This window comes from Maribacter algicola, assembly GCF_003933245.1.
Taxonomy (GTDB): Bacteria; Bacteroidota; Bacteroidia; order Flavobacteriales; family Flavobacteriaceae; genus Maribacter; species Maribacter algicola.
The window spans coordinates 398,850-417,167 of record NZ_QUSX01000001.1; the positions used below are offsets into that span (position 1 = coordinate 398,850).

Genomic DNA, 18,318 nt, shown 5'->3' on the forward strand with positions numbered 1-18,318 from the left:
TTGTAAGATTATTCAAAACCGAACTTTTTCAAACCCTCATGGCTGATTTTAATAGCTTCCAAAGGTTTAAGACCATCAAAGGTCATATCCTGCTCTACCATATAATACTCCATACCGGAGAGATCTTTTTTGGCTAAAATCCTACCGAAATCAATGGTTCCCTCGCCTACGGGCGCAAATCTGCCCTGATCGTCCATATCCTTTACGTGCCATAGTTTGAATCGGCCCGGATATTTCTCAAAATACGCTACAGGGTCGGCACCCGCTTTGGTCACCCAATACAGGTCCATTTGGAAGTTTACAAATTCCGGGTTACAGTTTTCCAATAAATAGTCAATTACTACAGTATCGTCATCGCCCTTTTTGAACTCAAAGTCATGGTTATGATACAACAGTTTAAGACCGGCCGCATTCGCCTTTTCCCCAAGGGTGTCCAAAATATCGGCCAATTCCCGAGCGGTACCTTTCATACCCATGGTCCTATCTTCCATATTGAACGTAAACATACCCATTGGTGGAACAGGAACTACAAAATACTCGAACCCCGCAGCCTTAACATCGGCCATCATCTGATCCGCATTCTCCAAGGTTACGGAGCCTTGATGTGTACTTAAAGGGGTCAATCCTACTTCGCCTAGATATGTCTTGAAATCTGCAGGGGACATATCGTAAAATTTCCCATCGGCATAGCTAGCTGCCTCGATATTTTTATAGCCTGCATCGGCCACGGACTTGAGGGTCGTTTTGGCATTTGTCCCCATATCTTCCCGAACGGTATAAAGGGCCAATCCACCAAAATCAGTTTCTTCCTCGACCATTGTCTCTGGAGTTTCGGTTGTTTCGTTTACCTTATCGGCCTTGCCCTTACAGGAAAAGACCAAACCGGCCGCAACCAGTACGAATACATTTAAGATTAATTTTCTCATGTTCATGTTGTTTATAATTATAGGTTTACGTTTAAAATTTAAAATCCTATTTGAAACTGTATAGGTAAGGTGCCTTATGGGCTTTTCCTTGAAACAGTTTTTCATGCCTTACCAATAGTTCCAAGGAAAGCATTTTTCTTTGAAAGGTAGTACGACGTAATTTTTCTCCTAAAATAGCCTCGTATACCTGCTGCAGTTGTTTCATAGTAAACTTATGAGGCAAAAGATTCATCCCCACAATTTTTCTATCCAAATTGTTCCGGAGGACTATAAGTGCCTTTTCCACCATTTCCCGATGGTCCATAATTAAATCGGGTAATTCGTCAATGGAATACCAGTTGATACTATCTGAAAGTTCGTCAGGTTTTAAACTTACCTCTTCATAATTAATAAGAGCATAATATCCAATGGATATGAACCTTCCCAACATCCAACCATATTCCACCATATCAAGATTATTCTCGATAAGAATTCTTTCCATGATTTGTGGATTAGACCTTTCCAAACTTCCAAAGGTGCTGAACTGCTCCAGGTAAATATCCCTTAACCCTGTACGTTGGCTAACGCCAATCTTGACTGCATCGTCCAGACTTTCGTCCATTTTGACGAATCCTCCCGGAAGTGCAAAATATCCAGTATTATGGTACTCCAAAACCAATATCTTAAGCTGGCTACCATTAAACCCAAATATGACGGAATCATAGGATACATTCTGAATATAATCCCGATTTTCTTTTGAACTATTCAAATTCAGTACATTAAAAATCCTAAAGTATCAAATAACGAACAATACAAACAGAAAACAAAGCTTTATTGTAACAAAATGAGACAATAGTTGGTAATAATTACTTTTAGTAATTAAGTAGTTTCAACAAAGTAGCCTCTAATAATTATTTAATAGTGATCCACTTAGTTGCCATAACGAATTCAACCCAAGAAGCATATCCCGTGTAAATTTGATCTTGCATAACGCGAACCGTAAATTGCAGGACCAAGTTTTTTGGAACTCCAATTAATTTCAACTACTTTGAAAAATCATGTACCTTTTCTCTCCAAATAAAGCAATATGTCCAAAAATTTTGATTCGAATTATCCATCTGTAGCCGATTTAAGTAACAAGGCAAAGTCCAGGATTCCAAGGTTTGCTTTTGAATATATGGATGGAGGCTGTAACGAGGACGTAAGTTTGGCCAGAAATACTAGTTAAATCAGGGAAGTTCAGTTAGAACCCAGATATTTACAAAATTATGGTACCAGCTCCACCAAGACCAAGGTGTTGGGCATGGAGTTCAATGCTCCTTTCGGGATTGCCCCAGTGGGATTGCAAGGCCTTATGTGGCCCAACGCACCGGCCATTTTGGCAAAAGCGGCCTTCAAACATAACATTCCGTTCATACTTATTACGGTGACCACCATGGACATTGAAAAAACCAGTGAACTTACTGAAGGAAATGCCTGCTTTCAACTGTACGATCCTGTAGATGATGCCATTAGGGACGATATCATCGATAGGGCGCAAGCAGCAGGTTGCCCAGTTTTGGTATTACTATGTGATGTTCCCACCTTTGGGTTCAGGCCCCGTGATTTTAAGAACGGCCTGGCACTACCCCCAAAAATGTCCGTGGCCAACATCCTTGAAATTTTAGGAAAGCCTTCTTAGGCATTAAATACCTTGAAGAATGGGCAACCCACCTTCTAAAAACTTGAAGCCCTATACCCCTGAAGGGCTGAATTTGAAACAGTTGGGGGCCTTTATGGACAAGACCTTTTCCGGCAAGCTCAATGCCGAAAAAATTAAACCGATTCGGGATAAATGGAAAGGTAAACTGGTATTGAAGGGAGTAGCATCCGAGCGAGATACCCAAGATGCCATTAAAATGGGATTCGATGGAATCATCCTCTCCAATCACGGTGGCAGGAAATTGGATGCCGCACAATCGACCATAGGCAACCTGCAGGACGTTGCTGATACATATGGCGACCAAATCGAAATCATGCTCGATAGCGGTTTACGTTCAGGACCGGACATTGCAAGGGTCATGGCCAGTGGCGCAAAATTTACCTTTATGGGCCGTTCCATTATGTACGGGGTAGGTGCACTGGGTCCAAAAGGGGGAGACCATACCATAGGCATGCTGAAGACCCAATTTCAGTAGGTAATGGACCAATTGTTCTGTGAAAAGGTCGAGGCCCTGCCGAATCACTTGATTACACGCTAATCTTTGGCATGTATAATCAGTTTATTCAACATATTTCTCTCCTTTGTAACCTTGCCCGCTTGGATTTAATGTGGTATTTCATTTTTAGTTCTAAGTAGAAGAACACAAAAAATATCTTTATAAATTAAGAAAAGAATTGAGCAATTAAAAGGAAAGAATTGGTCTTTCTTTCCTTTTTATAATTTTAAACACAAATACCCTAGCACAATGATACCTTTAGCCATTATTTTTTACGAATCCCGCAGTATTCTCAAATAAACAATGTATTATTGTATCACACTGAGACAATAGAAAAAAATCCAACCATGCAAAAAAATATCTTGTCACTCCTAGTAGTGTTCGCATCAATGAATTTGATTATGGCCCAAGAAACAAACTCATTTCCCGTACAAGCAAGGATAGAAAACGGAATCATTGAGGGGAATTACAACACCCATTCTGGAATACAAAAGTATTTTGGAATACCCTTTGCCAAACCTCCGGTGGGGGAATTGCGCTGGCAGGCTCCGCAACCCCTTGATAATTGGGACGGTATCAAAGAAACAAAGGCCTTTGGCCCTCGACCCATGCAAACGATGGTCTTTGGAGACATGAAGTCAAGATCAAATGGCGTTAGCGAGGATTGTCTCTATCTAAATGTATGGACACCGGCCAAAAAAGACACCAAAAACCTTCCCGTTCTGGTCTATTTTTTTGGAGGGGGCAATGTAGCCGGGGATGCATCGGAACCAAGATATGACGGAGAGAGCATGGCTAAAAAAGGGATTGTTGTAGTCACCACAAATTACCGCTTGAATGTCTTTGGATTCCTGGCCCATCCGGAACTTAGTGCAGAAGCCGATTACAATGCCTCTGGCAACTACGGCCTTTTGGATCAACATGCCGCCCTCAAATGGGTGCAGAAAAACATTGCGGCTTTTGGAGGAGATCCCAATCAGGTAACGATTGCCGGGGAATCTGCAGGGTCCATAGGCGTTAGCCATCAAATGGCATCACCACTTTCAAAAGATTTGATTCATGGGGCGATTGGTGAAAGCGGGGCAGGGATACATCCCACCATGGCACCCGTTTCCTTAGAAGAGGCGGAAAAAATCGGTTCCGAATTTGCCCAAAAAATTGGTTATCCTACCCTAGCGGAATTAAGAAATTTGAGTACCCGAGAGGTATACGAGTTATACAATGAGAGCCAAAGATTTGGTTTTCCAGCGGTACTTGACGGGTATTTTCTCCCTAAAACATTGCCTGAAATATTCGAAAACAGAGAACAAGCCATGGTTCCCCTACTATTGGGATGGAACTCCGCGGAGATTCCAGGAATGGCATTTACACAAGGGCCGTACACCTCGGAAAACTATGCGAGCAAGGTAAAAGAGGCTTATCCGAAGGAATACAAAAAGGTAATGGAACTTTATCCTGGCGGTTCGGAGAAAGAAATCGAACTTTCGGCCACGGCTTTGGCTTCAGACCGATTTATTGCGTACAGCACATGGAAATGGTTTGATTTACACAGAAAAAACAGCGACCAGCCCGTATATCGTTACTTATACAGCAAATTAAGACCACCCTTGGTGGACAATACAAAGGCAAGTGGTTTGGCAGGTGGTACCGTTGAAAAAGGAGAAAATTCACCACCGGCACCAAAACCTGTAGGGGCGCCACATGCCTGTGAGATAGAATATTGCATGGGTAATCTCCATTTGGTAGATGACTATGCTTGGACGGCCGATGATTTTAAAGTTTCCTCCGATATGCAGAACTATTTTGCCAATTTTATAAAGACCGGAGACCCCAATGGCGAAGGCCTGCCCCAATGGGATGCCGCCAAAGAAAAGGACGACACCCCTCCAGTAATGGTGATTGACACGGAAAGCAAATTAATTGAAGCGCAAACCGATGCACGGTACGAGTTTTTGGATAAGGCCTACGGAAATAATTAAACTATACTCCTTTGATCTAATCCCATTGTGGCCGAATCCCCGGAGCGAAAGGAAATTTTAAGGATTTATAATACTCCAAGCTCTTAGTGGGTTTAGGAACTCCTTCTGGCAATTCCATTCCAGAAAAGGTTTGAAAATATAATAAGGAGGCATCACGCCACCATTTTGCCTCCTTTAACTGAATATCCAATAACATTTTAACCTCGTGATATTGGTCATTGTTTATGAAATTGCGTGCCTTTTCCCATGTTTCGATCATTTCAGAAACTTGGTCCACTCCTTCCTGATATCTCAACGCGAGTCCATCCCAAAGTGAATTTCCATTGTTAAGGGTATAATCCCAAGGTAGATGATGGAACCAAAGCAAATAAGTCTCAGGACATGTCTTAAGGTTCCCAAACGTGTACGAAACTTCATCGGAATATTGCTCAAGGGCATTACTGCCCGATTTTGTTCTATCGAATCCAATACCATTTTCATCAGCCTTGTGATAATAGGTAGGGTTCCAATCCGGCCTACCCAAATTGTCCACCCAAGGTCCGGGTCCGTAATGATGGCCAGTATCGAAAAGATGATGCAAGCCTAGAGGGTTCATGTAGTTCACCACGGCCTCCCTCGAGTTTATCATCATTGGTTTTAATAAGGCTATCAATTCCTTGTTATTTGTGTAAGTAAGCTTGATCCAATCTTCGGCAATATCATTGGCCTTTGTTTCAGGATTCCAAGCCAAACGGCCAAATCCAAACCAATTCGCCTGTGCAAAAGGATGCCCGGTCCAATTCAAGTCAGTCCCTATATTTGAAACTCCGGCCATGCCGGATATTCTTTTATTATGTTGGGAACCATCAATCACTTTGGCGACTGTAGAACCTTTTCCTTTGACATAGGTGTCCGACTGTAAAACCTCCTCAAATAATTTTGGCAAAAAGACCAAATGGGAGCTAAAACCCAAATATTCCTGTGTAATCTGAAATTCCATCATCAATGGCGTCTTGGACATAGCACCGAACAAAGGATGAAAGGGTTCCCTAGATTGAAAATCAATCGGTCCATTTTTGACCTGAACCAATACATTTTCCATGAATTGGCCATCGTAGGGAACAAATTCCGCATATGCTTGTTTGGCCCTGTCGGTTTCGTCATCTTCGGAATACACAAAAGCACGCCAAATCACTACCCCTCCGTGAGGCTGCACGGCCTCTGCCAACATATTGGCACCATCCACATGGGTACGACCATAATTTTGGGGCCCCGGCTGACCTTCTGAATTTGCCTTAACGAGAAATCCTCCAAAATCAGGTATCCATTTATAAATCTCGTTGGTCTTTTGAGCCCACCAATTTCGAACTTCGGTATTTAATGGGTCCGCAGTTTCAAGCCCTCCAATTTCCATGGGTGCCGAAAAACGCGCGGTGAGATAGACCTTGATACCGTATTTTCTAAAAACATCTGCCAATGCGGCCACCTTTTCCAAATACATGGGCGTTAGCACCAAAGCATTGGCATTGACATTCGTTAGCACAGTTCCGTTTATACCGATAGACGCATTGGCCCTGGCATAGTCAATATACCGCTGATCGATATACTCAGGTAATTTTTGCCAATTCCATAGAGAAAATCCGGCATATCCCCGTTCTATCGTCCTATCCAGATTGTCCCAATGGTTGAGCATTCGCAAGTCAACAGATGGTGCATCGAGTAGGCTAAAATCCTCTAAATGATGTCCGGCCTGAATGAACTGCAACAACCTGAAAACCCCGTACAGCAAACCTATATCGGTATTTGCGGTAACCAAAATGCCGCCATCTCTACTTCTGATATAAAAACCTTCATTGCCAAGCTTTTCAGAAGAAACATCCATGCTTTGTGACCAACTTCCCTTTAAACTGGAAACCTTGGAAACCACTAGAGAATTATCATTCTCCATCGTATCCGAAAAATTCAATTTTTCATTTAACAAACCGGAAAGTCCGATTTCAATTTCATTTTGAGCCGATTTAAGAATATCACTACCCGCTTCCATGTAAATGGATTTTGCAAGGAACTTGAGATTTTTTCTGCTTTGGGGATTACTCCCAGCATAGTCCATCCACAAAGTATAGCCCTGTTGAGCATGCAGAACATTGGCAAGACTAAATAGAAAGAATAAGGTAAAAAAAATCTTTTTTGACATCTGAGGGTATATTGCATGTATCCGCATAAAAATACATGCTTTAGTGTTGAATTTTGAACTTCTTCGAGTAAAATAGACTTTTCTAACAATTTTAACCCAAAAGATTTAAATATGAAATCTTGCACCTACTAGCCCCGTTAAAAGATTGACTATTTTTGAACACAGGGAAATCAATCGGTTTTCAACTAAAAATACTAGGGTGGGTAGAAAATTTTTAAAGTTCATAATTGTAATACTTAGCTTGATTCTAATATCACTACTAATAAGTAATGCAGTCATTAACTCATTTGCTACAGATAAAACATTTTCCTCCCTCTCTGAAATTCCAAATAATAAAGTGGGTATGATTTTAGGTACTGCCAAGAAAATACGAGGTGGTGGTTCCAACCCTTATTACGAATACAGATTAAATGCGGTCGTATCCCTCTTCAATGCGGGAAAAATTGAATTTATCTTGGTTAGCGGGGACAATGGAAATATCTATTATAACGAGCCTACCACCATACAAAATGATCTGGTTGCCGCAGGGGTTCCCGCCGATAAAATATTCCTCGACTATGCGGGTTTTCGCACCTTGGATTCCATGATAAGGGCCAAGGAGGTTTTTGGGCTTGAGGAAGTTACCGTAGTCTCACAAAAATTCCACAATGAACGGGCCATTTATTTGGCCCATAAGAATGGTCTAAATGCTATTGGCTTCAATGCACAAGACGTTTCCCTGGAATCCGGATTTAAAATCCAAATACGGGAATACTTTGCCCGCGTAAAGGTTTTTATCGATTTGGTCCTCAACACCCGACCAAAGTTTTCCGGTGATAAAATTAAAATCGAATGATTACATTAGTTACCAAATAATTTAGGGTTTAGTTTACCAATGGGCACATTAAGAGTATTGATCAAGAATCTTGGGCCAGGCCTGCTTTTTGCCAGCATGGCCATAGGCACCTCGCATTTAGTACTTTCCACAAAAGCCGGGGCCCAATATGGTTGGGTCATGATTATCCCCATCGTTTTGGCGAACGTGCTCAAATATCCCTTCTTTGAGTTTGGCGTACGCTATACCAGCATTACCAACAAGACCCTTATAGAAGGTTATTTGAACCGAGGCAAGGGGTATTTATGGTTTTATGCGTTCATAACGCTCTTCTCCACATTTACCATATTGGCGGCACTTTATACGGTAACCGCGGGCCTTTTTATAAATCTTTTTAAAACACCAGGTGTTTCCATTAGCATGGTGGCCCTGGGCCTGTTTGTATTTATAAGTACCCTATTGATAATGGGCAAATATAAATTCTTGGAAATAAGCCTAAAATTTGTGGTCAGTATTCTATTTGTGGCCCTTATCGCTACAACGGCATTGGTATTATTTAATGGAAGGACTGAATCCATCGATGGTTTTGAAGCCACTCCCATTTTTAATGAAGTAGGAATTTTGTTTTTAATAGGCCTAATGGGATGGATGCCTACCACGGTTGAAGCTTCAAGTTGGGTGAGTCTATGGAGTATCGAAAAATGGAAGACCCAAGAGAAGCCCAGCCTGAAGGAATCGCTCCAAGAATTCAATCTCGGATATTTTTTCACGGGCCTGCTTGCCGTTTTTTTTATGCTCATTGGTTGGTTCACCTTGTACGGTACAAATACCCTATTGAGTGATAATTCAGTACAATTTGCCGACCAAGTCGTCCAATTGTTCACCACCCATATTGGACCTTGGGCCTATATTTTCATTGCCGTCTCCGCATTTGCAACGATGTTCAGTACGTGTATGACGGCCCATGATGCCGTAAGCCGTGTTAGTTTGGACATATTGGACCTGTTGTTTCCAAAGGAAACCACCCGCCAGACCAAACGGAATTTTGCGATAACGGTAATTGTCCTTGCCGTTGTAAATTTTATGGTGATTTCGGTATTCTCGGCGAACATGGGGAATTTGGTGGCGCTCGCCACTTTTGTGTCCTTCGTGGTAGCTCCGATCATTGGGTATATGAATTTAAAAAATGTAATGAGCGATGAAATCGATTCCCATTTAAGACCTGGTCAATTTTTGCGATTTCTCACCTATCTGGGAATCCTATTTCTTTCGTTCTTTTCGCTTTTATATTTCTGGGTCATAATTTTTTAAACCTTCTCAATCCCTTTGACCACGAGTTCTCAAAGCTTATTTGCGATTGGCCATTGATTTTTAGACCTTTGTTACCGATAAATGTATAAGAAATCATGAAGTTAATTTCCATCAGACGGAGAACAAAAAAAGAAAGAAGGTACACTAAAAAAATGGGTGTACTGTATACCGATGTAACTTACATCAAAAAATATGCCCTAGGGTTTCCCTTGAAAACCTTGCACAAATATAGGGGTACCTATTACGGTAAAATAAAGGGATGTGACGATTGTGTACTTGCAAATTAGGCCTTAATTACTTACCACCTCGATTAATGTCCGTTCGTTCTGTTTGTGAAGAAAATCCAGGCAATACACCCCATTAGTACAATTGTTCTTAATGTTTTCCTCGCCATAACCAACGGATTCCAAGATAGTTTCTGTGGGCACGCCCTTGCTTACCAAATAATCGCGTATAACGTCAGACCTTTGCTGGGACAGTTTTTGGTTGCTGGCATTGCTGCCCCTGCTGTCCGTATGGGTCTCTATTCGTAACTTTACATCTGGAAAGTTTTGGACCGCTTCCACCACTTTGTCCAATTCCATGGTAATCTCTGAGGTCAAATTGCTATTTCCCTTGGGAAAATAGAACTTTTTAAGTTTTATGACCTTTTTGCCCTCGGTCTCCTCCACCAAGTCTTCCAACTGGAGCAGCCTGATGGTATATGGGCTTTTTTGGATTTCTTCCAATTCCTTACCTGTATACGATCTTGAATATGCGGAAAAAACTCCCTTGCCCGATTGAACAACGATTTCATCATGCCAAGGTATTTCCACAGTAAAACCACCATTATCAGCACTATACAATTCTTTTAACAGGTTTCCCTGATTGTCTAAGAGTCTGATCTGTGCCTTTGCGATGCCCAAGTTGGTGGAAGCATCCACAACACTACCCCGTAAGGCAAAAGTCTTAAGCCCGGGCATACCTTCCATCCTGAACGCATAGATATCGTCACCACCCTTTCCTCCAGGCCTATTGGATGCCAAATAACCAATGTAATTTTCCTGCTCTTGTTTAATTATGAACCCAAAGTCATCTTCCTTAGAATTGATGCCTTCCCCAAGATTTACGGGTATCCCGTACACATCACGGCTTTGGATTCTGGATTTATAGACATCCATGCCTCCCAGCCCATAAAAAACATCGGATGAAAAATAGAGACTTCCTTCAAAAATGAAGGGAGCAATTTCGTTCCCTGGAGAGTTTATTCTTGGACCCAAATTAACGGGTGCGGACATTACCTGCCCATTGTTGGTGGACACATAATAAAGATCGGTACCTCCGTAACTATCATCAAAATTGGCCGCAAAATAGAGTCGGTCCGTCGTCGCATCAAAATAAGGATAATAAAAGGAAGTGCTTAGGTTCTTCAGTAAAAACCTAAATTGTCCTGAATTATAATACATGCCCAAGGCCAAGGAATTTTTTCCATTCTCGTCATAGGTCAACTCTCCCTCTTCAGAATTTGACAGAATATAGAAAAGTCTTTCGTTTTCCTCGGAATAGAAAGGTGTGGATTTATGGAACTTGGAATCGGGCACTTGGTCGAACAACTGTACAACTCCTGTTTTACCGGTATCGCTTATGGCAACTTCATAAATATCCAAATAAGACTCTCCGGAAGGCTCATATAAACCCTTTGACTTAAGGGGCCTACTGCTACTGAACAAAAGCTTGTTTTTGTAAAAGGCCGGTGAGAAATCTGTCTGGGGAGAATTGATGGGTAGGTTAACAAGGTTTACCTTATTGGCATTATTGGCACCCGTTTCCAATATTTGAAAGTTGAACTCGGCATTGTCCATCAATTCATTGGACAACACCGGTGATTTTGAGCGTAAAAAGGTCAGAACGCGCTCCTTGTTGGAAGTTTTTGACAAGCTCTGTAATAGTTGGTTGAATTGAAGCACGGTCATTATGGAGTCCTTTTTATTGACCTCCTGATAGATTTCCGAAGCATTTTTATAATTACCCACCTTAAAATAGGAATCTGCCAAATTCAACAATTGCGAATTGTTCAGGGATCCCTTTTGTTGTTCTTTTTGATACTCCGCTATTGCCTTTTGGTATTGATATCCATAGAAATAATTATCGCCCTTGGAGCTTTTGCCCTGGGCAAACAAAAAGCCGGGCAGGGCCATCAATAACAAGAAAATATATGTTGTAACCTTCATATTCTTCATATTAGAAAAATCTTGGAGAATCAATTTGTTTGGGTTTGCCTTTAGGTCCTTTGGAATCCTTATCGTTGGAACCTCCAGAACCTCTTCCTAGATAGAACTTAAGGACGACTTCGTGCGAACCACTATTGAATTCCCCCAGAGGATTGGTATTGTAATCGTACGAATATCCTATAAATGTACCATTGGATATCTGGAACCCTGCAAGGCCGCTAAAAGCATTGTCAACTCGATACGAGGCACCAACAGTAAAGACATCGCTAATTAGGAAATTAGTGGAAACATTGACATTGACAGGAGCTCCTGATAACATATTGACCAAAAAGGCAGGTTTGAACTTGAGTCCGTCCGAAAGATCAAAAACATAGCCACCAATAAAATTGAACTGGAGTTTGTCCTCCACTATTGAAGCCACGTCGTCATTATAAATGCCCTCCGTTAGAAAATTGGGCACCGATGCTCCCAAATACCATTGATCTGCATACATGAACAGACCGGCCCCTATGGTTGGATAAAATCTGTTTATCTGTTCTTGATTCAAAGGCTCTCCTGGGTTTTCAAAGGTGCCTTTGGAAAAATCCACATTCAGAAAAGAACCGCCCGCATCCATACCAAAGGACAATTTGGTCTCCTCAGATAAATTTACCTGGTAGGAATACGAAATATCCGCATAGGTCTGGGTCACAGGGCCAAGCTGGTCATTGACCACATTGAATCCTAATCCCATGGTTTCGTTGCTCAAGGGTAGGTTCGTACCAATCCTGATCGTTCTTGGTGCCCCGGGAATATCGAGCCATTGTGCCCTGTATAACGCTGCGATTTCAGGCGTTTCCACAGTTCCAACATAGGCAGGGTTAAAGCTTCCAATATTGTACATGTACTGTGTATATTGGGGCTCCTTTTGACCAAAAACCGAATTCGAAACAAAAAATACACCTAGGACAAACCCAAGAATACTACTAATTGTTGCTTTGTTCTTTAGATATTCCATTGCAATCTATCTAATTAATTGGATCCAACCTTTATCGATCTGACTATCCATAGAGCCTTGTGCATCCATCAAAGTATAACTGAGTACATAGAAGTACGTACCTTTTGGCACTTCTTTGCCCTTGAAAGTACCGTCCCATACATCTGTAACGGCTTGCGTACCATAAGGCACGGTATCCGATCCTTCAAAAACCGTATTCCCGTAGCGATCCACAATGGAAATGGTATATTCAATTCCTATTAGGTTGTTCTCAGCATCCTCCAGATTTAGACGCAAAACATCGTTGGTTCCATCACCATTGGGTGAAAACTGATTGAAGAGAAAACCGGGGTCAGCGGATGTCCGTTCGTTTATGTTGATCTCTATCGTACTTTGATTGTTGGTGGCATCTTTACTGTCCCTGGGCGACGAACGGTCAATGATGGCCGTATTCCTGAAACTACCCACTGCGGTAACCCTACCCGTAATTTGAAGCTCCACCGCGTTTTGCTCACCGGCCATTAATGAAGGTATTGTCCAAATACCCGTGGCATCATCATAGTCGCCTCCAGAATCATCGGATTCATATTCAAAAAGGGACTCTTTCCCTACCTCGATACTATCGCGCACTATGATATTTTCAATCGCTTCCGCAAAGTCCGATGCATTGGTAAGATTGGTTACCCTGATGGTAAAAGTAATCTGTTCTCCCACCAAAGGGGTTGCCTTGTCCACTGTTTTCTCCACAACCAACTCAATACCTTCCGGTACCTCTGTTTCAATGGTGACCGTGGCCGTATCATTTTCCGGGTTTTCATCTAAGGGCTGCGAAGTAATTAATTCTGCCGTATTCGTATAGGTCCCCTCTTCTAAGACAACCACCGTAATTTCCAAAGTGACAGTTTCAAGTGCCGGCAGATTGGTTATCGTCCATGCCCATGTTTCGTTATTTGGATTATATTCCCCCAAAGATGCACTATGCGATACATAGTCAAAACCTGTATTTGTCAAATCATCAACTATGACCACCTCATCTACTTGTTTATCCGTTTTATTTTCAACGGTCACTGTAAAGGTAATCTCATCTCCAGGAGCGGCCTGTTCAGTGTCGGCAGTTTTGGTAATTTCCAAATCAACTGGGCAGTCCGGGCTAGAATTATCGGGAATACAGGCATTCTCATTGGCCGGATCTTGTTGGTCGTTGACTCCATCACCATCAGAATCCAAGATATTTGAATCCAAGGCATCGATAATACCATCGCCGTCCTCATCCAAAGGGTTTTGAACATTGGGACCTACTTCCTCCCCGTCCAAGATTCCATCACCATCGGTATCAGGATTGTTTGGATCCAAGTTCAAGGCATTTTCCTCGCCGGTCAACAATCCGTCGTTATCGTCATCCACGTTACAGTCGCTGACGGTAATCACTATATCCACAGAAATATCGGTACATGGTGCCGTGGCTACATTGGTGGTATAGGTAAAGGTATAGGGTCCGTTAGGAACCCCTACAAAATCTACTTCGTTATCGGCATTTATGACCAAGGTATTTCCATTGGCCGTCCAAGTCCCAGCACTTGCGCCCACCAAGCGGCTGTCCAAATCAACGACCGTATTTCCATAAGCGGCGATACTACAGGCGCCTCCATTGGTCACCGTACCCGTGGTAGGTTCGATTCCGATTGTTGCAATAACCTCTACGCGTTCAGAAACACATCCATTGGAAGTTGCTTCAACATAAAAACTTGTGGTAGTGGATATATTTGGAGTGGTGAAATTTTCACCTGCTCCTATAGAGGAACCTCCTGTGGGAGAAGTATACCAATTTAAAGATGCACCTGCACTGGCCTCGGCCGAAAGTACAACGGTACCAGGACCGCAAGCTTCCCCATTGGTAACTTCCACAATTTCGGGAATTATATTTAGAGTAAGTTGTACTTCAATCGTTCCACTGGCACAGTCATCGGCAAAATTGTTGGGGGTACCGTTATCGTCCAAAAAGAAACCAAAATAAGAACCTTCCAAGGTGGGGTTGTCAACCTCGGCCTGGAGCAAATAGGCATTCTCGTTCAACGGATTATTACTGGTACTCCAGACCAATCTAGTGGGGCCAACACGCCCGGCCGGAGGTGTTGTACTGGTATAATCGTTTAAACTTGTAATTGTGGTGTTCTGAAAAATGGGTGTAGGACCTGAATCAGATTCCACCCCGCAGAAGGTGGTTTCTTTTGTAATATCTAGTTCAGGTGCGGCCACACAATTGTCGTCATCGTTTATGGTTCCTATAGCGGTACCTCCATTTGCTCGCTGTACACCATTGGAAGGTAATTCCAATTGAACCGTAAAGGTTTCACTATCCTCCAATAGTTGATCATTTACCAAATCCACGGTAATCGTTTCAACCTCTCCAACTGTTCCTGAAAACGTAAGACTACCGCCCGAGGCCGTGTAATCGACTCCACCCCCTGTTGCCGAACCATCAGAAATAGTATATGGGACAGTGGTTCCCCCAGCTACTGCAATATCCAGCACCACAATAAATACCATCTCACCAGATGGAACATTTTCATTGGCGGTAACATCAGAAATGGTAAGGGTCGCCTGATCATTATCGGCAATATTGACCGTTGCCGCTGCAGTTCCCAAATTATATGCTCCGCTGGGCTGAAGTGTTAGTACAACCGTTTCCGTTCCTTCCTGGACAGCATCATTGATGGGCGTTATAACCACTGTGGCCGATGGTTGGTTATTTGGAATGGTAACACTATTTGTAATCGTGGAATAGTCCGTTCCCCCTGTGGCAGTTCCTCCAACCGTATAGTTAACCACTATTCCTGCGCCAGAGTTGTTTACTTGATTTAAGCTAATGGTAAATAACCCTCCGTTAGTCCCTGTATTTGTTTCGGCAGCCGCATTGTCCGTAGCGGCTATGGAGGCGGTAAAGGTATCGTCATCCAAAATAGTAACGGTATCCGAACCAGGAGTTCCGATTTCAAAAGCTGGACTACTAACGCTATTTAAGGTTAAAACCACAGTTTCATTACCTTCCACTAAAATATCATCCACAGGCGTTATAAGAATGTTCTCCGTATCATCATTTACGGGAAAAGTTATTACACCACTGGTGCCACTTACAGAATAATCTTGTCCGGCACCTGTAGCAGTTGCACTGCCCGATAAGGTATAGTTTACGGTTATGGGTGCCCCCGTATTGTTGGGGGAACTTAAGGAAATTACGAATCGGCCCCTATTACCTCCCGCTCCTCCATCTTCTTCCGTAGTTGGTCTATCCGCGTCAATCGTAACTTGTCCTACATCATCGTTCAAAATTGTTCCAACTGCTGTATCAGAATCATCAACCAAGCCCGTTGATGCTGTCAACTCAACCGTGAAAGTTTCATCGCCTTCCAATATATTATCATTTAAGGATGAGACGTTAAACTGCCTTATCTCACCTGCGGTACCATTGAAATTTAGGGTTTGCTGGGCATTATTATAGTCTTCTGGAGCGACCAACGGAGGACCTCCTCCTTGGGCGGTACCATCCGCGAAATCAACATCCACCGTAAAGGGGTTTGGGACAGCCGTATTCAATGTAACCGTAAATTGCATTGACAATCCTTCGTCTGCAGAAACATCTTCAATACTCAATATGGCAACATCATCGTCTACAATGTTGACCGTAGCACTTCCAGTTCCTACGGCCAGACCAGGGCTACTGATGATGTTGACAATCACACTCTCAGTAACTTCAACAACAATGTCATCAATAACCTCCAAATCAACAGTGGCGAATCCAGTGCCAAAAATATTGGTAGTTATTCCTACCTGTGCGGGTATGGGATTGAAGTCAGCTCCCGATGTCGCCGTACTGGCTCCACCTAAACCCAATCCAATAATATAACTGTTCCCAATTCCTCCACCAACAATACTTATTGTAAACAGCCCATCCACAGGACCATCTTCATCAGCATTTGGCTGTGTGGCAGTTATGGAAACGGTTTGCCCGTATACATCCCCACCAAAAAGCCCGAAAGCTAAAAAAAGTACTAAAAGAAAAACCGACTTCTGAAAAGTAAGACTTTGGACTTTATTTAATATGCGGAAGTTATTATTCAATTTCATAGCGTTTCTTTTAAACACTAGGCAATGTTCCAAAAATGCCCAGTACAACATAAAACAGAAGCCAATATTACCAAAAAAATGACCCTAAACCATTAATTAACAGATTAAACAGCTATTTTCTTGATAAACTACCCTTTTATAAGAAATATACGGCTACTCCAATTCTGGACTTTGGGTTTCAACCGAACCATCTATTTTTTTGACCAATCCCTGAAGTACCTTTCCCGGACCTATTTCCTTAAAGACCGTCGCACCATCGGTGATCATCTGTTGTACGCTTTGCGTCCACTTTACGGGAGCCGTCAACTGGAAAATTAGGTTTTTCTTGATTTCATCAGCATTGGTTACCGCAGTGGTCGTTACGTTTTGATAGATAGGACAACTTGGGGCGGCAAAATGGGTTTCTTCTATGGCACTGGCCAATTCTTCCCTGGCAGGTTCCATCAAAGGGGAGTGGAAAGCCCCACCAACAGGCAGAACAAGCGCTCTTCTAGCACCGGCCTCCTTTAATTTTTCACAGGCCAAATTTACAGCGGCCACTTCTCCTGAAATTACCAATTGTCCTGGACAATTATAATTTGCAGCAACCACAATACCTGGCGTTTCGGAACATATTTTTTCTACGATAAGGTCTTCCAGGCCTAATACAGCAGCCATGGTACTTTGTTGCATTTCACATGCCTTTTGCATGGCCAAAGCCCGCTTGGATACCAATTGAAGCCCATCCTCAAAATTCAACGTACCATTGGCAACAAGCGCACTGAACTCTCCAAGGGAATGACCCGCTACCATATTGGGCTTGAAACTATCGCCCAATACCTGGCTTAAAATAACGGAATGTAAAAAAATGGCCGGTTGGGTAATTTTGGTTTCCTTCAAACCCTCCGCGGTTCCATGGAACATGGTTTCGGTAATGGAAAAACCAAGAATTTCGTTGGCTTGCTCGAACAGTTTTTTGGCAACGGGATACTTTTCGTACAAATCCAATCCCATACCCACAAACTGCGCACCCTGTCCGGGGAAAATGTAAGCGTTCATCGTTTTAAATTTAGGTTGGGCAAAAGTAATGATAATCGTTGAAAGGTACTCTCAGTTGGTCAATCAAGTCAATTATTTTCCTTAAACCAACCGGAATATAGAATGTAGGCATCGGCAATCCTATTGATTTCCCCAGCGCTCAACTCCGGACTGATATCTTTTATCTTCTTTGCGGGCATACCGGCAAAAACACTACCAGCTGGCACATGTGTCCCCTTCGTCACCACGGCCCCAGCGGCAATGATGCTGTTGCTTTCAACAACGCAATCGTCCATTACTATGCTTCCCATGCCAATAAGGACGTTATCCTTAATGGTACACCCATGTACAATGGCATTGTGTCCAATGGAAACATTATTTCCGATAGTTGTAGGCGATTTTTGATAGGTACAATGGATTACCGCTCCATCCTGGATGTTGACCTTGTTTCCAATTTTGATGTAATGTACATCGCCCCGGATAACGGCATTGAACCAAACGCTGCATTCATTCCCTAGAGTGACATCGCCCACAATGGTCGCGTTTTCGGCAACGAAACAGTCCTCCCCTATTTGTGGGTGTTTTCCATTTACTTCTTTGATCATAGTCT

12 protein-coding genes and 1 pseudogene are annotated in these 18,318 nt (G+C 42.6%); 5 read left to right on the top strand and 8 right to left on the bottom strand.

Annotated elements, in window-relative coordinates; all coding sequences use genetic code 11:
- Positions 1–8 precede the first annotated feature (8 nt).
- Together DZC72_RS01755 and DZC72_RS01760 are read right to left on the bottom strand one after the other, a co-directional pair.
- Positions 9–932: a sugar phosphate isomerase/epimerase family protein gene (locus tag DZC72_RS01755; RefSeq protein WP_394340615.1), complete on the bottom strand. Its 924-nt coding sequence runs from the start codon at positions 930–932 to the stop codon at positions 9–11.
- A 40-nt stretch (positions 933–972) separates the two neighbouring features.
- A complete protein-coding gene (locus DZC72_RS01760; RefSeq protein ID WP_125221194.1) occupies positions 973–1,674 on the bottom strand; it encodes an NUDIX hydrolase in 702 nt (233 codons plus the stop codon).
- A 318-nt stretch (positions 1,675–1,992) separates the two neighbouring features.
- Here DZC72_RS01760 and DZC72_RS01765 point away from each other — a divergent pair.
- A pseudogene (locus DZC72_RS01765) lies at positions 1,993–3,082 on the top strand (alpha-hydroxy acid oxidase).
- A gap of 368 nt (positions 3,083–3,450) precedes the next feature.
- On the top strand, positions 3,451–5,082 hold the full coding sequence (locus DZC72_RS01770) for a carboxylesterase/lipase family protein (RefSeq protein WP_125221195.1): 1,632 nt from the start codon (positions 3,451–3,453) through the stop codon (positions 5,080–5,082).
- Between the two features lie 16 nt (positions 5,083–5,098).
- Here the strand turns inward: DZC72_RS01770 and DZC72_RS01775 are convergent, their stop codons facing one another.
- A complete protein-coding gene (locus DZC72_RS01775; protein WP_125221196.1) occupies positions 5,099–7,255 on the bottom strand; it encodes an alpha-glucuronidase family glycosyl hydrolase in 2,157 nt (718 codons plus the stop codon).
- Between the two features lie 343 nt (positions 7,256–7,598).
- On the opposite strand from DZC72_RS01775, the gene DZC72_RS01780 reads away from it, so the two are divergent.
- From DZC72_RS01780 to DZC72_RS01790, 3 genes are all read left to right on the top strand, one after another.
- Positions 7,599–8,090 (top strand): SanA/YdcF family protein, encoded by a 492-nt coding sequence (locus tag DZC72_RS01780; protein WP_317127076.1) that lies wholly within the window; start codon positions 7,599–7,601, stop codon positions 8,088–8,090.
- A gap of 39 nt (positions 8,091–8,129) precedes the next feature.
- Positions 8,130–9,380, top strand: coding sequence for an NRAMP family divalent metal transporter (locus DZC72_RS01785; RefSeq protein ID WP_125221198.1), 1,251 nt, complete (start codon positions 8,130–8,132; stop codon positions 9,378–9,380).
- A gap of 152 nt (positions 9,381–9,532) precedes the next feature.
- The gene (locus tag DZC72_RS01790) at positions 9,533–9,667 is read left to right on the top strand and encodes a hypothetical protein (RefSeq protein ID WP_317127077.1); all 135 of its coding nucleotides are present in this window, start codon (positions 9,533–9,535) and stop codon (positions 9,665–9,667) included.
- 3 nt (positions 9,668–9,670) lie between these two features.
- Here DZC72_RS01790 and DZC72_RS01795 read toward each other — a convergent pair whose 3' ends face one another.
- The 5 genes from DZC72_RS01795 to DZC72_RS01815 all read right to left on the bottom strand — a co-directional run bounded on the left by DZC72_RS01795 (position 9,671) and on the right by DZC72_RS01815 (position 18,313).
- Positions 9,671–11,590, bottom strand: coding sequence for an OmpA family protein (locus DZC72_RS01795; protein WP_243641619.1), 1,920 nt, complete (start codon positions 11,588–11,590; stop codon positions 9,671–9,673).
- 10 nt (positions 11,591–11,600) lie between these two features.
- A complete protein-coding gene (locus DZC72_RS01800; protein ID WP_125221200.1) occupies positions 11,601–12,587 on the bottom strand; it encodes a PorP/SprF family type IX secretion system membrane protein in 987 nt (328 codons plus the stop codon).
- A 6-nt stretch (positions 12,588–12,593) separates the two neighbouring features.
- Positions 12,594–16,691, bottom strand: a complete 4,098-nt coding sequence (locus tag DZC72_RS01805; RefSeq protein WP_165869247.1) for a Calx-beta domain-containing protein — start codon at positions 16,689–16,691, stop codon at positions 12,594–12,596.
- Between the two features lie 153 nt (positions 16,692–16,844).
- Entirely contained in the window at positions 16,845–17,729 is an 885-nt protein-coding gene (gene fabD, locus DZC72_RS01810; RefSeq protein WP_125221202.1) for an ACP S-malonyltransferase, read from the bottom strand.
- A gap of 68 nt (positions 17,730–17,797) precedes the next feature.
- Positions 17,798–18,313, bottom strand: a complete 516-nt coding sequence (locus DZC72_RS01815; RefSeq protein WP_125221203.1) for a gamma carbonic anhydrase family protein — start codon at positions 18,311–18,313, stop codon at positions 17,798–17,800.
- Positions 18,314–18,318 lie beyond the last annotated feature (5 nt).

Coding starts and splice junctions, on each gene's coding strand:
- DZC72_RS01815 (WP_125221203.1), bottom strand. CDS start 18,313: ATGATCAAAGAAGTAAATGGAAAACACCCACAAATAGGGGAGGACTGT.
- DZC72_RS01770 (WP_125221195.1), top strand. CDS start 3,451: ATGCAAAAAAATATCTTGTCACTCCTAGTAGTGTTCGCATCAATGAAT.
- DZC72_RS01785 (WP_125221198.1), top strand. CDS start 8,130: ATGGGCACATTAAGAGTATTGATCAAGAATCTTGGGCCAGGCCTGCTT.
- DZC72_RS01780 (WP_317127076.1), top strand. CDS start 7,599: ATGATTTTAGGTACTGCCAAGAAAATACGAGGTGGTGGTTCCAACCCT.
- fabD (WP_125221202.1), bottom strand. CDS start 17,729: ATGAACGCTTACATTTTCCCCGGACAGGGTGCGCAGTTTGTGGGTATG.
- DZC72_RS01775 (WP_125221196.1), bottom strand. CDS start 7,255: ATGTCAAAAAAGATTTTTTTTACCTTATTCTTTCTATTTAGTCTTGCC.
- DZC72_RS01800 (WP_125221200.1), bottom strand. CDS start 12,587: ATGGAATATCTAAAGAACAAAGCAACAATTAGTAGTATTCTTGGGTTT.
- DZC72_RS01795 (WP_243641619.1), bottom strand. CDS start 11,590: ATGAAGGTTACAACATATATTTTCTTGTTATTGATGGCCCTGCCCGGC.
- DZC72_RS01755 (WP_394340615.1), bottom strand. CDS start 932: ATGAACATGAGAAAATTAATCTTAAATGTATTCGTACTGGTTGCGGCC.
- DZC72_RS01790 (WP_317127077.1), top strand. CDS start 9,533: ATGGGTGTACTGTATACCGATGTAACTTACATCAAAAAATATGCCCTA.
- DZC72_RS01805 (WP_165869247.1), bottom strand. CDS start 16,691: ATGAAATTGAATAATAACTTCCGCATATTAAATAAAGTCCAAAGTCTT.